The sequence below is a fragment of the Streptomyces sp. NBC_00273 genome, from assembly GCF_036178145.1.
Classification (GTDB): Bacteria; Actinomycetota; Actinomycetes; order Streptomycetales; family Streptomycetaceae; genus Streptomyces.
This window is the reverse complement of sequence record NZ_CP108067.1, coordinates 4122644-4137012: the sequence shown is the minus strand read 5'-3', so window position 1 is coordinate 4137012 and position 14369 is coordinate 4122644. Positions and strand designations below refer to the sequence as shown.

Sequence of the window (14369 nt, the reverse complement as noted above, 5' to 3'; positions counted from 1 at the left end):
CGCCCGGACGGGTCAGGGATGCGTCATGCGCAGCACGTCGAGGGCCTCGTCCAGCTGCTCCAGGGTGAGGGCGCCGCGCTCCACGTAACCGGACTCCAGGACCACCTCCCTGATCGTCTTGCGTTCGGCGAGGGACCTCTTGGCGACCTTGGCGGCCTCCTCGTAGCCGATGTAGCGGTTGAGCGGGGTGACCACGGAGGGCGAGGACTCGGCGTACTCCCTGGCCCGGGCCTCGTTGGCGGTGATCCCGTCGATCGTGCGGTCGGCCAGCAGGCGGCTCGCGCTGCCGAGCAGCCGGATCGATTCGAGGAGGTTCCTGGCCATCACCGGGAGCATCACGTTGAGCTCGAAATTGCCGGCCGCGCCCGCCACGGCGACGGCCGCGTCGTTCCCCATGACCTGTGCGGCGACCATCAGGACGGCCTCGGGGACCACCGGATTGACCTTGCCGGGCATGATCGAGGAGCCCGGCTGGAGATCCGGGAGATTGATTTCGGCCAAACCTGTGCGCGGTCCGGAAGCCATCCAGCGGAGGTCGTTGGAGATCTTGGTGAGGGAGACGGCGATCGTGCGGAGCATTCCGGAGGTCTCCACGAGGGCGTCCCGGGCCCCCTGCGCCTCGAAGTGGTCGCGGGCCTCGGTCAGCGGCAGCCCGGTCGTGGCGGCGACTTCGGCGATCACCGCGGCGGAGAAGCCGGGCGGGGTGTTGATGCCGGTGCCCACTGCGGTGCCGCCCAGCGGCAGCTCGGCCAGTCGCGGCAGGGCCGCCCGCAGCCGCTCGACGCCGTAGCGGACCTGGGCGGCGTACCCGCCGAACTCCTGGCCGAGCGTGACCGGGGTGGCGTCCATCAGGTGGGTCCGCCCGGCCTTGACGACCTGGGCGAACTCGCCGGCCTTGCGCTCCAGTGCGGCCGCCAGGTGCTCCAGCGCCGGGACCAGCTCGCCGGTGACGGCGGCGGTGGCCGCGATGTGGATGGACGACGGGAAGACGTCGTTGGAGCTCTGCGAGGCGTTGACGTGGTCATTGGGGTGGACCTCGCGGCCCAGGCGCTCGGTGGCGAGGGTGGCGATCACCTCGTTGGTGTTCATGTTGGACGAGGTTCCGGAGCCGGTCTGGAAGACGTCCACGGGGAAGTGGTCGTCCCAGCGGCCGTCCGCGACCTCGGCGGCGGCGGAGCGGATCGCATCGGCGAGGTCCTGGTCCACCACGCCGAGCTTCGCGTTCACCACGGCCGCGGCGGCCTTGATCCGGGCGAGCGCCTCGATGTGGGCACGCTCCAACCGCTGCCCGGAGACGGGGAAGTTCTCCACCGCGCGCTGGGTCTGGGCCCGCCATTTGGCGTCCCGGGGCACCCGTACCTCGCCCATGGAGTCGTGCTCGGTCCGGAACGCATCGGCCTGCTGGTCATCCGTCATTTCTGTGACCTCCTCAAAAACTTGAGCAATTGTCTTGTTCGAAGTGTTCCCAACTCCCCTACCGGCCAGTAAATACCGGGGGTAACACCCATGTTCGGGGAGGCGTTCCATGGCACGTGCCCGTACGAGACCCATGCTCAGATCTACCTTCGCCGCCACCCTGGCGATCGCGGCCGCCCTGGGGGGTGTCGCCGCCGTCACCCCCATGGCCCAGGCGGCGCCCGCTTCCGGGGCCGTCGTCGTACCGCTGTCGCCCGAGCTGGAGGCCATCCGGGCCGCGGAGGCCACCAAGATCTACGGCGATCCTGCCGTACGTCCGCTGAACGAGCGCAAAACCGGCTTGATCTCGCTGGGCGACAGCGAGATTTCGGGCGAAGGCGTCGGCACCTACGACCCCGCGACCAACACGCCGAACAACCAGTGCCACCGCTCGCCGGACTCGGCGATCCACCGCACCGGCATACCGGCCGACCTGACCTTCAACGTCGCCTGCTCCGGCGGCTACACCGGCAACATCCGGATCGGCGGCAGCAAGCAGTACGCCGACGAGCTGGTGCAGAGCGACAACCTGGCCGTCAAGGCGCGCAACACGAAGATCAAGATGGTCCTGCTGGTCGCCGGGGCCAACGACGACCTCCAGTTCGGCCCGGTCATGACCGACTGCGTGACCCGCTGGGTGCTCATCCAGGGCACCTGCGAGCCCAAGTACGGGCCCGGTTGGCAGGCGCGCGTCGACGGCCTGAAGCCCAAGGTGGAAGCCACGGTCGCGGACCTCAAGACCGTCATGCGCGACGCCGGTTACGCCGACTCCGACTACAAGCTCGTCGTGATGGGCTACCCCAGCCCCATCGGGCCCGACTTCTACGACAACCCGAACTTCCCCGGCAAGCTGCCCGGTGGCTGCGCCGGCTACGACTCCGACGCCGCCTGGGGCCGCAACTACGCGGTGCCCGCCTTCGAGAAGGGCGTGCGCGCGGCGGCCCTCGCCTCCGGCGCGGTCTACCTGGACAACTCGCGGCTCTTCCACGGCCACGAGGTCTGCATGGAGGACACCTGGGCCCGCGGCCTCTACCTGGACCTCGGGGACCACTTCCCGTGGGACGAGAACACCGCCCGCCAGTCCTTCCACCCCAACTACCGCGGCCACGGCGCCTTCGCGTCGTGCCTGACCCAGCTCTACGACTCGGGCCTGCGCGAGGCCTCCTGCGCCGACCCCGCGAGCACCGGGACGCCCGTCCTGCAGGCCGGGGCCTGGGACGACAAGTTCAAGGCCCTCAAGAACGAGGCGACCGGCAACTGTCTGGACTCCTTCGGCGGCTCCAGCGCCAACGAGACCAAGATCGTCGGATGGGACTGCCACGGCGGTCGCAACCAGGGCTGGTGGTACGACGGCGTCCGCAAGTCCGTCCACATCGAGCTGACCCAGGACCGCTGCCTCGACGCCCCCGGCGCCAACTACGGCTCCGGCACCGGCCTGATCATCTGGAACTGCCACGGCGGCGCGAACCAGCAGTTCGTCCGTGACGGTGCCACCTTCCGCCCCGCTGCCGCCCCGGGCATGTGCCTGACGGTGGCCGCCGCCCACGAGCCGCTGCGCCTGCAGACCTGCAACGGGTCCGCCAACCAGCGCTTCGTGTAACCGCCCCGCACCCGCAGCCCCCCACGCCCGGCCGGCGCACCCCGGCCGGGTGTTTCCGTGCCGGGAGCCGGGAGCCGGGAGCCGGGAGCCGGGAGCCGGGAGCCGGGAGCCGGGAGCCGGGAGCCGGATGCCGTGTGGACGTTCTCGTGTTCGGCGAACGCATGTCCGCTGTTCGGAGGGGGTGTTGTGGCAGGGTGGCCATGGCCCCCCGGCCTCCGACGGCCTCCGGCGGGCGCCGACCCGATGCCCCGTTCCCACGTAAGGGTGAGTTCGATCCTCGTAGCAGTCGCAGCCCTCCTGCTGGCCCTCCCGGCCGGAGCCTTCCTCCTCACCAAAGCGGTGCACCTGCTGGTGACCCGAAGACCGGGCATGAGCCGCGGCGCCGTCGGCCCCTGGGTGGAATGGGCCGTGGCCTGTCTGAGCGTCGCCGTCGTCGCCTTCGCCCTCGGCGGCCTGTCCGGCGTCAACTCCCGCCCCACGCGTCCCTGCCTCGTAGAGCGCGCCGCGCAGTTCGGCCCCCAGTCCTACCGGACGCCCGACGCCGACATAAAGATCACCTCGCGGTACTTCCCCCTGTCGAGGGTGTGCGCGTTCCCCGGCGGCCCCAGCGTCGAGCTCGTCCCGGGCTGGACCAACCCCCTGCTCGTGACCGCGCTGGCCGGCGTCGTCGCCTGCGGTGCGGGTGCCGTGCGCGCCGGCTCCTCGTCGCGGTCTTCGCGCACCGCGGGGCAGCGGGCCTGACCGACCCGGCCGACGGGCCGCGCGTCAGCGGCCCTCCAGCTGCTCCCGCACCTGCCTGGGCCGGTTGGTGATGATCGTGTCCACGCCGAGCCGCAGGCACAGCTCCACGTCCTGCGGCTCGTCCACCGTCCACACCCGCACCGACAGCCCCTTCGCCTTCAGCCGGCCCACCAGCCCGGGGTCCCGGCGTACGAGGTCGATGCCCGGGCCCGCGTGGGTCGCGTAGGGCGGGCGCACCGGGCGCAGCCGCCGTTCCATGAGGTAGACGGCGGGCAGGCCGGGCACGAGCCGGTGCAGCCGGGTCAGAGCGCTGCGGGAGAAGCTCATCACCTCGACCAGCCCGGCCGCGCCGTCGGCCAGCCCGTACTCCCGGAGCATCCGCACCAGCTCGACCTCCAGCCGGCCGCCGGCCCGGGTCGGGTGCTTGGTCTCGACGGCCAGCCCCACCGGCCGGGGCGCGGCCAGCACCTCGCGGAGCAGGTCCTCGAAGAGCAGCACCCGGGCCCCGGCGTGCCCGGCTCCCTTCCACGCCCCGAAGTCGAGCGCGGACAGCTGCGCGTAGGTCATTTCGGAGACCACCCCGCGCCCGTCGGAGGTCCGCTCCACCCGCCGGTCGTGCACGCAGACCAGCTGGTGGTCGGCGGTGAGGCGCACGTCGCATTCGAGCGCGTCGGCTCCGTCGGCGATGGCCTGCCGGTAAGCGGCGAGGGTGTGCTCGGGGTGCTCGTGGGATGCCCCGCGGTGGGCGACCACCCGGACGGCGCGGGCGGTGGCGGGGAGCATGGACTGCCGGTTCATGGGACAGACGTTATCCGGATGCGGTGACCGGCCCGGTGCCGCATGCTGCCCGGATGCCGGACAGGAGATGTACGCCGTCCTGCACCGCGGGCCCTGCGACGAGTGCGCCCACGACGACCGGCAATCTCTCGAGGACGGGCAGCTGGCCTGGGAGTCGTCCTACGCGTGCACCCGGTACGACGTCCGGTGGTGCGACCGCGGCCGGGGCGTACCGCCTCCGTGGATCCGGGACCGCATGCTCACGGTCGCCGAGGTGGTGGCCGCGCGGAAGGCGGGGTACCGGGCCACCCCCGTTGAGGCCCGGTACCTGTCGGGTCCGACGCCGTGACTACTGCTTCGGCCGTGGGGCCAAGGGCGCCGTGGTGACCTTGAAGCCGCCCTTGGTGACCTCGGTGAAGGGGGCCGGGGCCATGCACGTGCCCACGCGGGGCTCGGACACCGAGCCGTCGGGCTGCACGTCGACGTTGGCGATGCCCCACGAGAAGCCCACCCGGTCGGGCGCGCCGCGCTCCCCGTCCTGGACGCTGACCCCGATCCGCTTGCCCTCCCAGCCGACGTTCGAGGACGTGACCACGGCGGTGACCGTGGCCGTCCGGCCACCGGTGACCAGGCAGTCCACCTCCGCCTCGGCGACGGCGGTGAAGTTCTCTTCGGGCATGGCGTGGTAGACGGTCACCTTGCCGCGCGCGTCGACCGGCATGCCCTGGTCCCCGCCCCGGGCCGGGAAGGGCCTGCTCCACGGGGCGGCGTCGGCGTCGACGGTGAAGCGGATGACGTGCTCCTTCGGGACGTAGGGGTAGGCCACCGTCCCGCCGCCGTGCACCGAGGCGAGCTTCGGTGCGGCCGGCGCGGCCGGTGCGGCCGGCGCGGCAGAAGCGGTCGGTGCGGCCGGCGCCGGAGCCGCGGCGATCAGCGTCGCCACCAGAGCGGCGGCGGTTCCGGCCAGGACGAGGGCGCGCCTGCGGTTCTTCATCGTGAACTCCCTGCTGAAGGTGACCCGTTCGACTACGGGAACAGCCTCGCCGGGAGCCCGCCGGCCTGCCATCTGCCGATGGGCGGACATGCCTGAGGGCCCCTCCCCCGAACGGGGGAGGGGCCCTCAGGCCGTCGCGCTAGGGGCCCGGACCGCGGTGTGCGCGGGCTCGGCAAGATCCGAAAGAGACGACGGGGCCTAGAGGCCGTTCAGCTTCGACTGGGTGCCGATCGGCCGGAACTGGTTGCCGAGGCCGACGTCATTGCTCACGAAGAGACCCGAGGCGCCCCGCAGTGCGGTCTTCTCGGACGAGAGCCGGCCCATCAGGTTCTTGACCTGCGCGTCCCAGGTGTCCGACACCTTCTTCAGGCCCGCAGCGGTGGCCCACCCGTCGAAACCCGTGATCGCGCTGTTCGTCGCCTCGTCCGCGTGCTCCGCGGCCTTCTTGGTGTTCGGCTCCAGCTCGGTCTCGATCGTGTTCGCCGCAGCCTTCTTCTCGGCCGGAGTGGAACCGAAGCTCCCCGACCCGCCGGGCGCCACCGGCCCCGCGACACCACCGTCAGTGCTGTTCAACCGCATGTCCACGTGCGACATGTTTCGGCCTCCCCCTCATCCGTTTCCGATCGTACGTCCGACCATCGCGCGAGCCCGGTGCACCGAGCTCAGACGTGCCGCAGCTCGGCTTCCTCGGGCAGTAGTTCCGCGATCAGGTCCCAGACCTTCTTCGGTGCCACCCGGACCAGCCGAACGGCGCTGTCCGGGCCCACCTGTCCCGCGGCCAGCGGCTCGGCCGGCAGCTCCCGGTGCCAGTACCCGAGCGGGCCGCAGTCCCACACCGCGAAACCGCGTGCTGCCACCCCGTCCTGGCCGTCCTCGCGGCCCCGCCACGCAGCGGTCATCCGCCAGCTCGACCGCAGTTCGGCGATGAGAGCGGCGAGCAGCGTCGCCTGCGCCTCGCCGAGGGCCGGGTCCTGTGCCAAGGCCTCGTGGACGTGGGAACGCTCGGAACCCGGGGCCTCGGCGGCGGAGACGCCCTCCAGGGCGGCGAGACCCGCTTCGACCGTCCCGAGCCGGGTCTCGACCACCGCGTCCGCGTGCACCGCGCTCCCGCCGGGACCGGACTGCTGCAGGTTGACCATGTTCGCCAGCGCCCACACCAGCATCTTCGGCTCGACGGACGCGTACTCCGCCTCGCTCGTGCCCGGCCAGGCCTGGTGGGCGATGACGTGGTCCTGACCGATGAGCAGTCCGTGGTTCAACTGGCCCTGCCGGCCGACCGCTTCCAGCGAGATGACCACGGTCGGGGCGATCAGGGTGTCGATCAGGGGCAGGAGCACATGGGCCAGTTGCCCGTTCCCGTCGATCAGTCCACACGCCCGCAGCTCCTCTTGCGCCGCGTGGAACTCGTCCGGTACGGGCTCTCCGGTCGCCACCGTGATGAGGACGAAGACGTGCTCGTCGCTCAGGCGGAAGCGGGCTCGGGAAAGGTCATAGGAAGGCATACGCTCACTTGCTCCATCGATGGGTTCGTCGGTCGGTCGTCGGTGGGTCACCCCAGGGCGGAGTCCGCCGCCACGTGGAAGACCCGCGAGAAGCCCGCGCGCACGGCACCCCGCCTGGTCAGTACGGACCGGTCGACCCCTGCGAAGACGAGGGCGAGCGCGATGTCGGCCCCGAGGGCCCGGCCGGTCACGCTCACGTCGACGCGCTTCCACTTGGCGATGCCGGATTCCTTGACCTTGATGGTGACTCCGCGGTCCTGGTTGTCCGCCTCGCGCATGAGGACGTACTCCCGGCGGTTGACCGCCCAGAGCCGGTACCGGTCGCCGGCGTGCTTCATGTGCAGGGCGCGGCCCCGGTGCGTGGCCCCCCACCGGTTCCGCTTGAGGTACACCACGGCGTCCCCGACGCGCAGCGACGGCCCGTTGAGCGTCGGACGTTCGGTGATCATCACCTGCATGCCGCGGGACTCGAAGACGACCGTCGGGATGTGGCCGCCGGTGACCTGGGTGGCGCGGACGTTGTCGTGCACAGGGGGCAGCGCGGCAACCGTGATCTCGCCCCACTCCGGGGACTCCCCCTCCCAAATGACCCGGCGAACCGGACGCTTCTCGCCGCCCTGCCACGTTCGCAACTGGAACGGGGTGCTCTGGGTGTGCATGTCTCTGCCCTCCTAGTCGAACGGGTTCAGCGCGCTGCCGAGCTTCCTGGCGCCGTCGGCGATGCCGTCTCCGACCTTCTCCAGGCCCTTGCCTATCGCTTCGTGGTTGTCCCAGATCAGCGCGGCGCCGTAGGCGATGCCGGTTCCCACGGCAAATCCCGCGGTGATCGGGTTGGGGCACACGGTCATCGCGGTCATCGAGGCGCTGAAGGCCGTACCCGTGAGGTCGGTGGCGAACTTGGCCGGATCCTTCTTGATCATGTCGCCGTCGTAAGTCGACAGGTTCGCTATGCCGTAGGCGGTGGCGGCGACGCCTCCCACCACGCCCAGCCCGCGCATCGCACCGGCCGCCTTCATGGCGTTCGCCATGCCGCCCTGCCGGGCGACCGTCACCAGGTTGGCCTCGGAGGCCGTCGGGATGAAGAACCGACCGTTCTTCATCTTGGCGCCCCACATGGCCGCTTCGTCGGAACCCGTGATCGCGCCGACGACGTTGGGGGGCAGTTTGCTCAGCAGGCCGCCCGGAGCCCCACCCGCGATGCGCGCGTTGATGTTCCGTTCCATCAGGGTGCCGGGCGAGTTGAAGGCCTGCGGGAAGTTGCCGGCCTTCACGTCCTTGAAGTGCTTGGCCAGTTTGAAGGAGTTCATGCCGACGGCCGTGAGCGCGGTGGCGAAGGCGCCGGCCGTCACGGTGCCCTTGTTGACGTTGGTGACCAGTTCCGCCAGCTTCGGATTGCCCGTGAGGCGGGTCAGGCCGTCCTTCTGGAGCCGCTCGATGTAGTCGTCGAGGGTCTCGTTGTCCCGCTTCTTCAACCAGGCCAGGTCCATGCGTTCTTGCTTCTGCGCGTCGTCGGCCTTCGCGACCTCCCCGGCCTGCCCGTTGAAGCCGGTGCCCGGCGTGCCGTCGCCCTTGCCGCCCTGGCCGTCCTTGACGACCGCCTCCAGGTCCTTGCGCAGGTCCTGGTCGGCCTCGTCGACCGCCTTGACGCACTCCTTGATGTAGTCGCGCCAGGACTGCTCGGCGGTCCGCACGCTCGTCATGTAGTCCGGGTCGTGATGCATGGCGTTCTTCTCGGCGGCGCTGAGCTTCGTGGTGTCGAAGGCCACGTCCCCCGTCCCCGAGACGCTCATCCCCGCCTTGACGGCGTCGGCGCGCGCGTTCTCCAGGGTCTTCTTGAGCTCGGTCAGCTCCTGGTGCGCGTTGCGCAGCAGGGTGGCGGTCGCCTTCGCCTGGGTCTGCGCGGCCTGGTACTCGTACTGGGTCGCCGCGAAGTTCGTGAAGGAGGCGGTCGCACTGACTCCCACCCAGTTGCCGCTCATGTGGACCTTCTGGACGCTGTCCCGGTAGCGCCCTTCGACCTTGCGGAGCTCCTCGGCCATCGACTGCCACTTGTCGGCGGCCGTCAGGAGGCGTCCGTAGTCGGTGGTCATCACTTCCTGGTACGTCAACATGCCGTTCCCCCGCCGTGCGTCGATCACGTCCTGCACGGCAGCCTATACATTCGAATTCCCCCGGCTGTCGGACGGCTTGGGGTCGGAGCCGGTCCTCGGGGTAGCCGTGGGGCCCGGTGGCGTCGAAACGCCCCGGGCCCCACGGCCCTCGCGCTACAGGCCCGGGCCGCGGACCGGAATGTGGGTGAACGTCGGCTCCGGGGCCGGGTTTTGGAAGAAGTCGTTGCCCTTGTCGTCGACCACGATGAAGGCGGGGAAGTCCTCGACCTCGATCTTCCAGACCGCCTCCATGCCGAGCTCCTCGTACTCCAGGACCTCGACCTTCTTGATGCAGTCTTGTGCCAAACGCGCCGCCGGGCCGCCGATCGAGCCCAGGTAGAAGCCGCCGTGCCGGCCGCACGCGTCCGTCACCTGCTGGGAGCGGTTGCCCTTGGCCAGCATGACCTTGGAGCCGCCCGCCGCCTGGAACTGCTCGACGTAGGAGTCCATGCGGCCGGCCGTGGTCGGGCCGAAGGAGCCCGACGCGTAGCCCTCGGGGGTCTTCGCGGGACCGGCGTAGTAGACCGGGTGGTCCTTCAGGTACTGGGGCATCTCGGCGCCCGAGTCCAGCAGTTCCTTGATCTTGGCGTGCGCGATGTCGCGCGCCACGACCAGCGGGCCGGTCAGCGACAGCCGGGTCTTGACCGGGTGCTCGGTCAGCGTCGCCAGGATGTCGTCCATCGGCTGGTTCAGGTCGATGGAGACGACGTCCGAGGCCTCGTTCAGGTGCTCGTCCGTGGTTTCGGGCAGGAAGCGCGCCGGGTCCCTCTCCAGCTGCTCCAGGAAGACGCCCTCGGCGGTGATCTTCGCGGTGGCCTGGCGGTCCGCCGAGCAGGACACGGCGATGGCGACCGGCAGGGACGCGCCGTGCCGCGGGAGGCGCACGACGCGGACGTCGTGGCAGAAGTACTTGCCGCCGAACTGTGCGCCGATGCCGATCTTCTGGGTCAGCTCGAAGACCTGCTGCTCCAGGGCCTCGTCGCGGAAGCCGTGGCCCAGCGCGGAGCCCTCGCGGGGCAGCTCGTCCAGGTAGTGCGCCGAGGCGTATTTGGCGGTCTTCAGCGCGTGCTCGGCGGAGGTGCCGCCGACCACGATCGCCAGGTGGTAGGGCGGGCAGGCCGCCGTACCGAGCGAGCGGATCTTCTCCTCCAGGAACTTCATCATGGAGGCCTCGTTGAGGACCGCCTTGGTCTCCTGGTAGAGGAAGGACTTGTTGGCCGAGCCGCCGCCCTTGGCCATGAAGAGGAACTTGTACGCGCCGCCGTCGGTCGCGTACAGCTCGATCTGCGCGGGCAGGTTCGAGCCGGTGTTCTTCTCCTCCCACATGGTGATCGGGGCCATCTGCGAGTAGCGCAGGTTCAGGCGGGTGTACGCGTCGTAGATGCCGCGGGACAGGGCCGCCTCGTCACCGCCCTCGGTGAGGACGTTCTGGCCGCGCTTGCCCATGACGATCGCCGTGCCCGTGTCCTGGCACATCGGCAGGACGCCGGCCGCCGCGATGTTCGCGTTCTTGAGCAGGTCGAGCGCGACGAACTTGTCGTTCGAGGAGGCCTCGGGGTCGTCGATGATGCGGCGCAGCTGTGCGAGGTGCGCGGGGCGCAGGAAGTGCTGGATGTCGTGGATGGCCTCTTCGGCGAGCTTGCGCAGCGCCTCCGGCTCCACCTTGAGGAACGTACGGCCGTCCGCCTCGAAGGTGGACACGCCCTCGGCGGTCACCAGCCGGTACGGGGTGGTGTCCTCGCCCAGGGGCAGCAGGTCGGTGTACGCAAACTCTGGCATGACGGCAGTCATTCCTCACTCGGCAGACGGCGCTGGCGACCAATTGGCAGCGCGGTTAACCAGCGTAGGACCTCTCCCCGGGCGCGTGTCTGTGAGGTAAGGCTCACTCGGCAGTATCGCGATCTATCGTGTCTGGCTATGCTGGGCGTCGTGGACCTGGAAAAGCACCCCGCCGCCCCCGCACCCGCACCCGCACCCGCGACCGCCGCCCCCGCCGAGCTGCGCGCCTCCGACGCGGACCGGGACCGGATCGCGCAGATCCTCGGCGACGCCCTCGCCGAAGGCCGGCTGACGGCCGAGGAGCATTCCGACCGCCTGGACACGCTCTACGCGGTCAAGACCGTCGGCGAACTGGAAGCGCTCGTACGGGATCTGCCCGCGCCCGGCGGCGCCCATGCCCCGTCCGCCTACGCGACCCCCGCGAGCGCCCCCGGCGGCCCCGCCGAGACCATAGTGGCCGTGTGCAGCAGCTCCGCCCGAAAGGGCCGCTGGCGGCCGGGCGCGCACACCCGCGCGATCTCGGTCATGGGCGACATCACCATCGACCTCACCGAGGCGGTCTTCGAACAGCAGGTCACCGAGATCAACGTGACCTGTGTCCTCGGCAACGTCGAGGTCCTGGTCCCGGAGAACGTCACCCTGCGCGGCTACGGCAGCGGGGTCCTCGGCAACTTCGAGGTGCGCGGCGAGGGCCGCGGCGAGACCGATCCGCAGGCGCCGGTGGTGATCGTGAGGGGCTTCGCCCTGCTGGGCAACATCGAGGCGCGGCCCAAGCTCGGGGCCCGACTGGTGGACCTGGCCCGCAAGCTGCGCAAGCGCCTGGACGGCTGAGCCCGCAGGGCCCGGCGCGCGGCCGGTCCGACGAAATTCGGCCGACGATCCGCAGGGACGACCCCTAGGGTCCGGACCATGACGACGACCAAGTGGGAATTGCTCGACCAGGCGTACGCGACGCTGCGCGAGGCCGTCGCGGGGGTACCCGCCGACGGCTGGGACCGCCCGACCCCCTGCGCGCAGTGGAACGTCACCCAGGTCCTCCAGCACGCCGCGGGCGACCAGCTGGCGTACGCCGCCCGCCTGACCGGCGGGCCCGGGCCCGCCGAGGACCCCTTCGCGCCCTCCGGAGCCCTGGCCGGGACGCCGGCGGGCCTGCTGGACCCGGCGCTCGCGGCCGCGGCCGAGGCCTTCGCCGGGGTCGCCCCCGGCGACGTCGAGGTGGCCGTGCCGCTGCCGCCCTTCTCCGTACCGGCCGAGACGGCCATCGGTGCCGCCGCCCTCGACGCCGCCGTGCACGCCTGGGACATCGCCGTCGCCACGGGCCGTCCGCCGGGCCTGACCGACGCACTGGCCGCCGCCCTGCGCCCGGCCGCCGACGTCCTCGTCGAGCCCCTGCGCGGCTTCGCCTACGGCCCGGTCCGCTCCCTCGCGCCCGGCTCGGACGACGGCGCGGCGGCGCGCCTGCTGGCCTTCCTCGGACGGGATCCCGACTGGGCCGCACCCGCGGCGTGACGGTCGCCGGTGGGGTCTCGTTTCGGACGAACCCCCGGCGGCCCGTGGCGCGCGGTGCATAGGGGCGCGTACAGCGGGTAGGGACAGGTGCGTCGTCTCTCGCTCACGTATACGTCGTCAGGAGTAGACCGTGCCGCATCCGCCGCATCAGTCCTTGCAGGTAGCCGCCGTCCAGAGTTTTCCGGGGCGTGCGGCAGCCGTGCCGAAGCCGCGGGTGCCGGCGAGGACGGAGGACGGCCCATGGCATGCGGAGGCGGTGTGCCGCCGCGACGAGGCGGGGCTCTTCTTCGCGCCGTCCAAGGAGCCGACCGCCGCCCGGCTCTCCCGCGAGGAGGCCGCCAAGCGCGTCTGCGCCCGCTGCCCGGTGATGGTCGCCTGCCGGGAGCACGCGCTGCTGCAGCCCGAGCCGTACGGGGTGTGGGGCGGGCTCACCGCGGCCGAGCGCCGCGTGGTGCTGGCGCGGATGCGGCGCAGGGCCGCCGAGCTGCGCCAGGCCCCCGGGGCCGGGCCGATCGCCGCGGCGGGCTGAGCCGGTCGCGGGTCGCGCGTGATCGACCGCCAGGACGCCGGACGCCGGACGCCGAACGTGAGGAAGCGAGAGGGGCGGTCCCGCCGCACGCGGTGACCGCCCCTCTCGCTTCCTCACGCCGGTGACTAGTGCGCGCGGTCGAAGTCGATCGCGCTGTACGCGCGCAGCTTCGACAGGCGGTGCGTGGAGTCGATCCGTCGGATCGTGCCCGACTTCGAGCGCATGACCAGCGAGGACGTCGTCGCGGTCTCCGAGCGGTAGTGGACGCCGCGCAGCAGCTCGCCGTCGGTGATGCCGGTGGCGACGAAGAAGACGTTCTCGCCGGACACCAGGTCGTTCGTGGTCAGGACGCGGTCGAGGTCGTGACCGGCGTCGAGCGCACGCTGGCGCTCGGCCTCGTCCTTGGGCCACAGCTTGCCCTGGATGGTGCCGCCGAGGCACTTTATGGCGCACGCCGAGATGATGCCCTCGGGCGTGCCGCCGATGCCGAGGAGCAGGTCGACGCCGGTGCCCTCGCGCACGGCCATGACCGAGCCCGCGACGTCGCCGTCGGAGATGAACTTGATCCGGGCGCCGGTCTCGCGGATCTCCTTGACGATGCCCTCGTGGCGGGGGCGGTCCAGGATGACCACGGTGACGTCCTCGACGGCCATGTTCTTGGCCTTGGCGACCCGGCGGATGTTCACCGAGACGGGCGCGTTGATGTCGACGAAGTCGGCGGCCTCCGGGCCGGTGACCAGCTTCTCCATGTAGAACACCGCGGACGGGTCGAACATGGTGCCGCGGTCGGCGGCGGCCAGCACGGCGATGGCGTTCGGCATGCCCTTGGCGTTCAGGGTGGTGCCGTCGATCGGGTCCACGGCGATGTCGACCTCGGCGCCCGTGCCGTCGCCGACCCGCTCGCCGTTGAAGAGCATGGGGGCCTCGTCCTTCTCCCCCTCGCCGATCACGACGACGCCGTTCATCGAGACGGTGGAGATCAGGGTGCGCATCGCGTTGACCGCGGCACCGTCGGCGCCGATCTTGTCACCGCGTCCGACCCACCGGCCCGCGGCCATGGCCGCGGCCTCGGTGACCCGTACGAGTTCCAGTGCGAGGTTGCGGTCGGGGGCCTCCGGAGAGACTTCGAGCTGGGGCGGCAGGTTGTGCTCGGTCATCGGAGCGCACCTTTCTGTACGGCGACGGCCGGGAAGTGAGGGTGCTGGAACTCTATCGGTACGTCGACATATTGAGCAGGGCGGGTCACGTATGAGCGGCATATCGGTCAGTCGATTGTCCTGAGCCGACGTCTTGCGGTCCTCAAGGACTTTCCGGGCCTTCCAGGATCTTCCCG

Annotated in this window: 15 protein-coding genes; 6 read left to right on the top strand and 9 right to left on the bottom strand. The window is 71.0% G+C overall.

The genetic code is table 11. The features are described 5' to 3' along the window. Positions 1-12 precede the first annotated feature (12 nt). A complete protein-coding gene (locus OG386_RS17570; protein WP_328788944.1) occupies positions 13-1416 on the bottom strand; it encodes a class II fumarate hydratase in 1404 nt (467 codons plus the stop codon). A gap of 133 nt (positions 1417-1549) precedes the next feature. Here OG386_RS17570 and OG386_RS17565 point away from each other — a divergent pair, with 133 nt between their 5' ends. Together OG386_RS17565 and OG386_RS17560 are read left to right on the top strand one after the other, a co-directional pair. Continuing rightward, a complete protein-coding gene (locus OG386_RS17565) occupies positions 1550-3055 on the top strand; it encodes a ricin-type beta-trefoil lectin domain protein (protein ID WP_443053176.1) in 1506 nt (501 codons plus the stop codon). A gap of 264 nt (positions 3056-3319) precedes the next feature. Further along, entirely contained in the window at positions 3320-3796 is a 477-nt protein-coding gene (locus OG386_RS17560) for a hypothetical protein (protein WP_328788942.1), read from the top strand. 24 nt (positions 3797-3820) lie between these two features. Here the strand turns inward: OG386_RS17560 and OG386_RS17555 are convergent, their stop codons facing one another. After that, the gene (locus tag OG386_RS17555; protein WP_328788941.1) at positions 3821-4594 is read right to left on the bottom strand and encodes a glycerophosphodiester phosphodiesterase; all 774 of its coding nucleotides are present in this window, start codon (positions 4592-4594) and stop codon (positions 3821-3823) included. Between OG386_RS17555 and OG386_RS17550 the strand changes: the two genes are divergently transcribed. Beyond that, entirely contained in the window at positions 4593-4922 is a 330-nt protein-coding gene (locus OG386_RS17550) for a hypothetical protein (RefSeq protein WP_328788940.1), read from the top strand. The two genes, OG386_RS17555 and OG386_RS17550, sit on opposite strands and share 2 nt — an antisense overlap. Here OG386_RS17550 and OG386_RS17545 read toward each other — a convergent pair whose 3' ends face one another. From OG386_RS17545 to OG386_RS17520, 6 genes are all read right to left on the bottom strand, one after another. After that, positions 4923-5567, bottom strand: a complete 645-nt coding sequence (locus OG386_RS17545) for a hypothetical protein (protein ID WP_328788939.1) — start codon at positions 5565-5567, stop codon at positions 4923-4925. 198 nt (positions 5568-5765) lie between these two features. Beyond that, entirely contained in the window at positions 5766-6161 is a 396-nt protein-coding gene (locus OG386_RS17540) for a hypothetical protein (protein WP_328788938.1), read from the bottom strand. 68 nt (positions 6162-6229) lie between these two features. After that, positions 6230-7069, bottom strand: coding sequence for a histidine kinase (locus tag OG386_RS17535; RefSeq protein WP_328788937.1), 840 nt, complete (start codon positions 7067-7069; stop codon positions 6230-6232). A 47-nt stretch (positions 7070-7116) separates the two neighbouring features. Then, positions 7117-7728, bottom strand: coding sequence for a hypothetical protein (locus tag OG386_RS17530; RefSeq protein WP_328788936.1), 612 nt, complete (start codon positions 7726-7728; stop codon positions 7117-7119). Between the two features lie 12 nt (positions 7729-7740). After that, positions 7741-9180 (bottom strand): hypothetical protein, encoded by a 1440-nt coding sequence (locus tag OG386_RS17525; protein WP_328788935.1) that lies wholly within the window; start codon positions 9178-9180, stop codon positions 7741-7743. A gap of 153 nt (positions 9181-9333) precedes the next feature. After that, complete coding sequence (locus OG386_RS17520) at positions 9334-10998, bottom strand: fumarate hydratase (RefSeq protein ID WP_328788934.1); 1665 nt, start codon at positions 10996-10998, stop codon at positions 9334-9336. Between the two features lie 150 nt (positions 10999-11148). Here OG386_RS17520 and OG386_RS17515 point away from each other — a divergent pair, with 150 nt between their 5' ends. From OG386_RS17515 to OG386_RS17505, 3 genes are all read left to right on the top strand, one after another. Continuing rightward, on the top strand, positions 11149-11829 hold the full coding sequence (locus tag OG386_RS17515; protein WP_328788933.1) for a DUF1707 SHOCT-like domain-containing protein: 681 nt from the start codon (positions 11149-11151) through the stop codon (positions 11827-11829). Positions 11830-11907: 78 nt separating this feature from the next. Beyond that, the gene (locus OG386_RS17510) at positions 11908-12507 is read left to right on the top strand and encodes a TIGR03086 family metal-binding protein (protein ID WP_328788932.1); all 600 of its coding nucleotides are present in this window, start codon (positions 11908-11910) and stop codon (positions 12505-12507) included. Positions 12508-12637: 130 nt separating this feature from the next. Then, positions 12638-13036, top strand: a complete 399-nt coding sequence (locus OG386_RS17505) for a WhiB family transcriptional regulator (RefSeq protein WP_384830317.1) — start codon at positions 12638-12640, stop codon at positions 13034-13036. Positions 13037-13161: 125 nt separating this feature from the next. Here the strand turns inward: OG386_RS17505 and glpX are convergent, their stop codons facing one another. After that, positions 13162-14193: a class II fructose-bisphosphatase gene (gene glpX, locus OG386_RS17500; protein ID WP_030011229.1), complete on the bottom strand. Its 1032-nt coding sequence runs from the start codon at positions 14191-14193 to the stop codon at positions 13162-13164. Positions 14194-14369 lie beyond the last annotated feature (176 nt).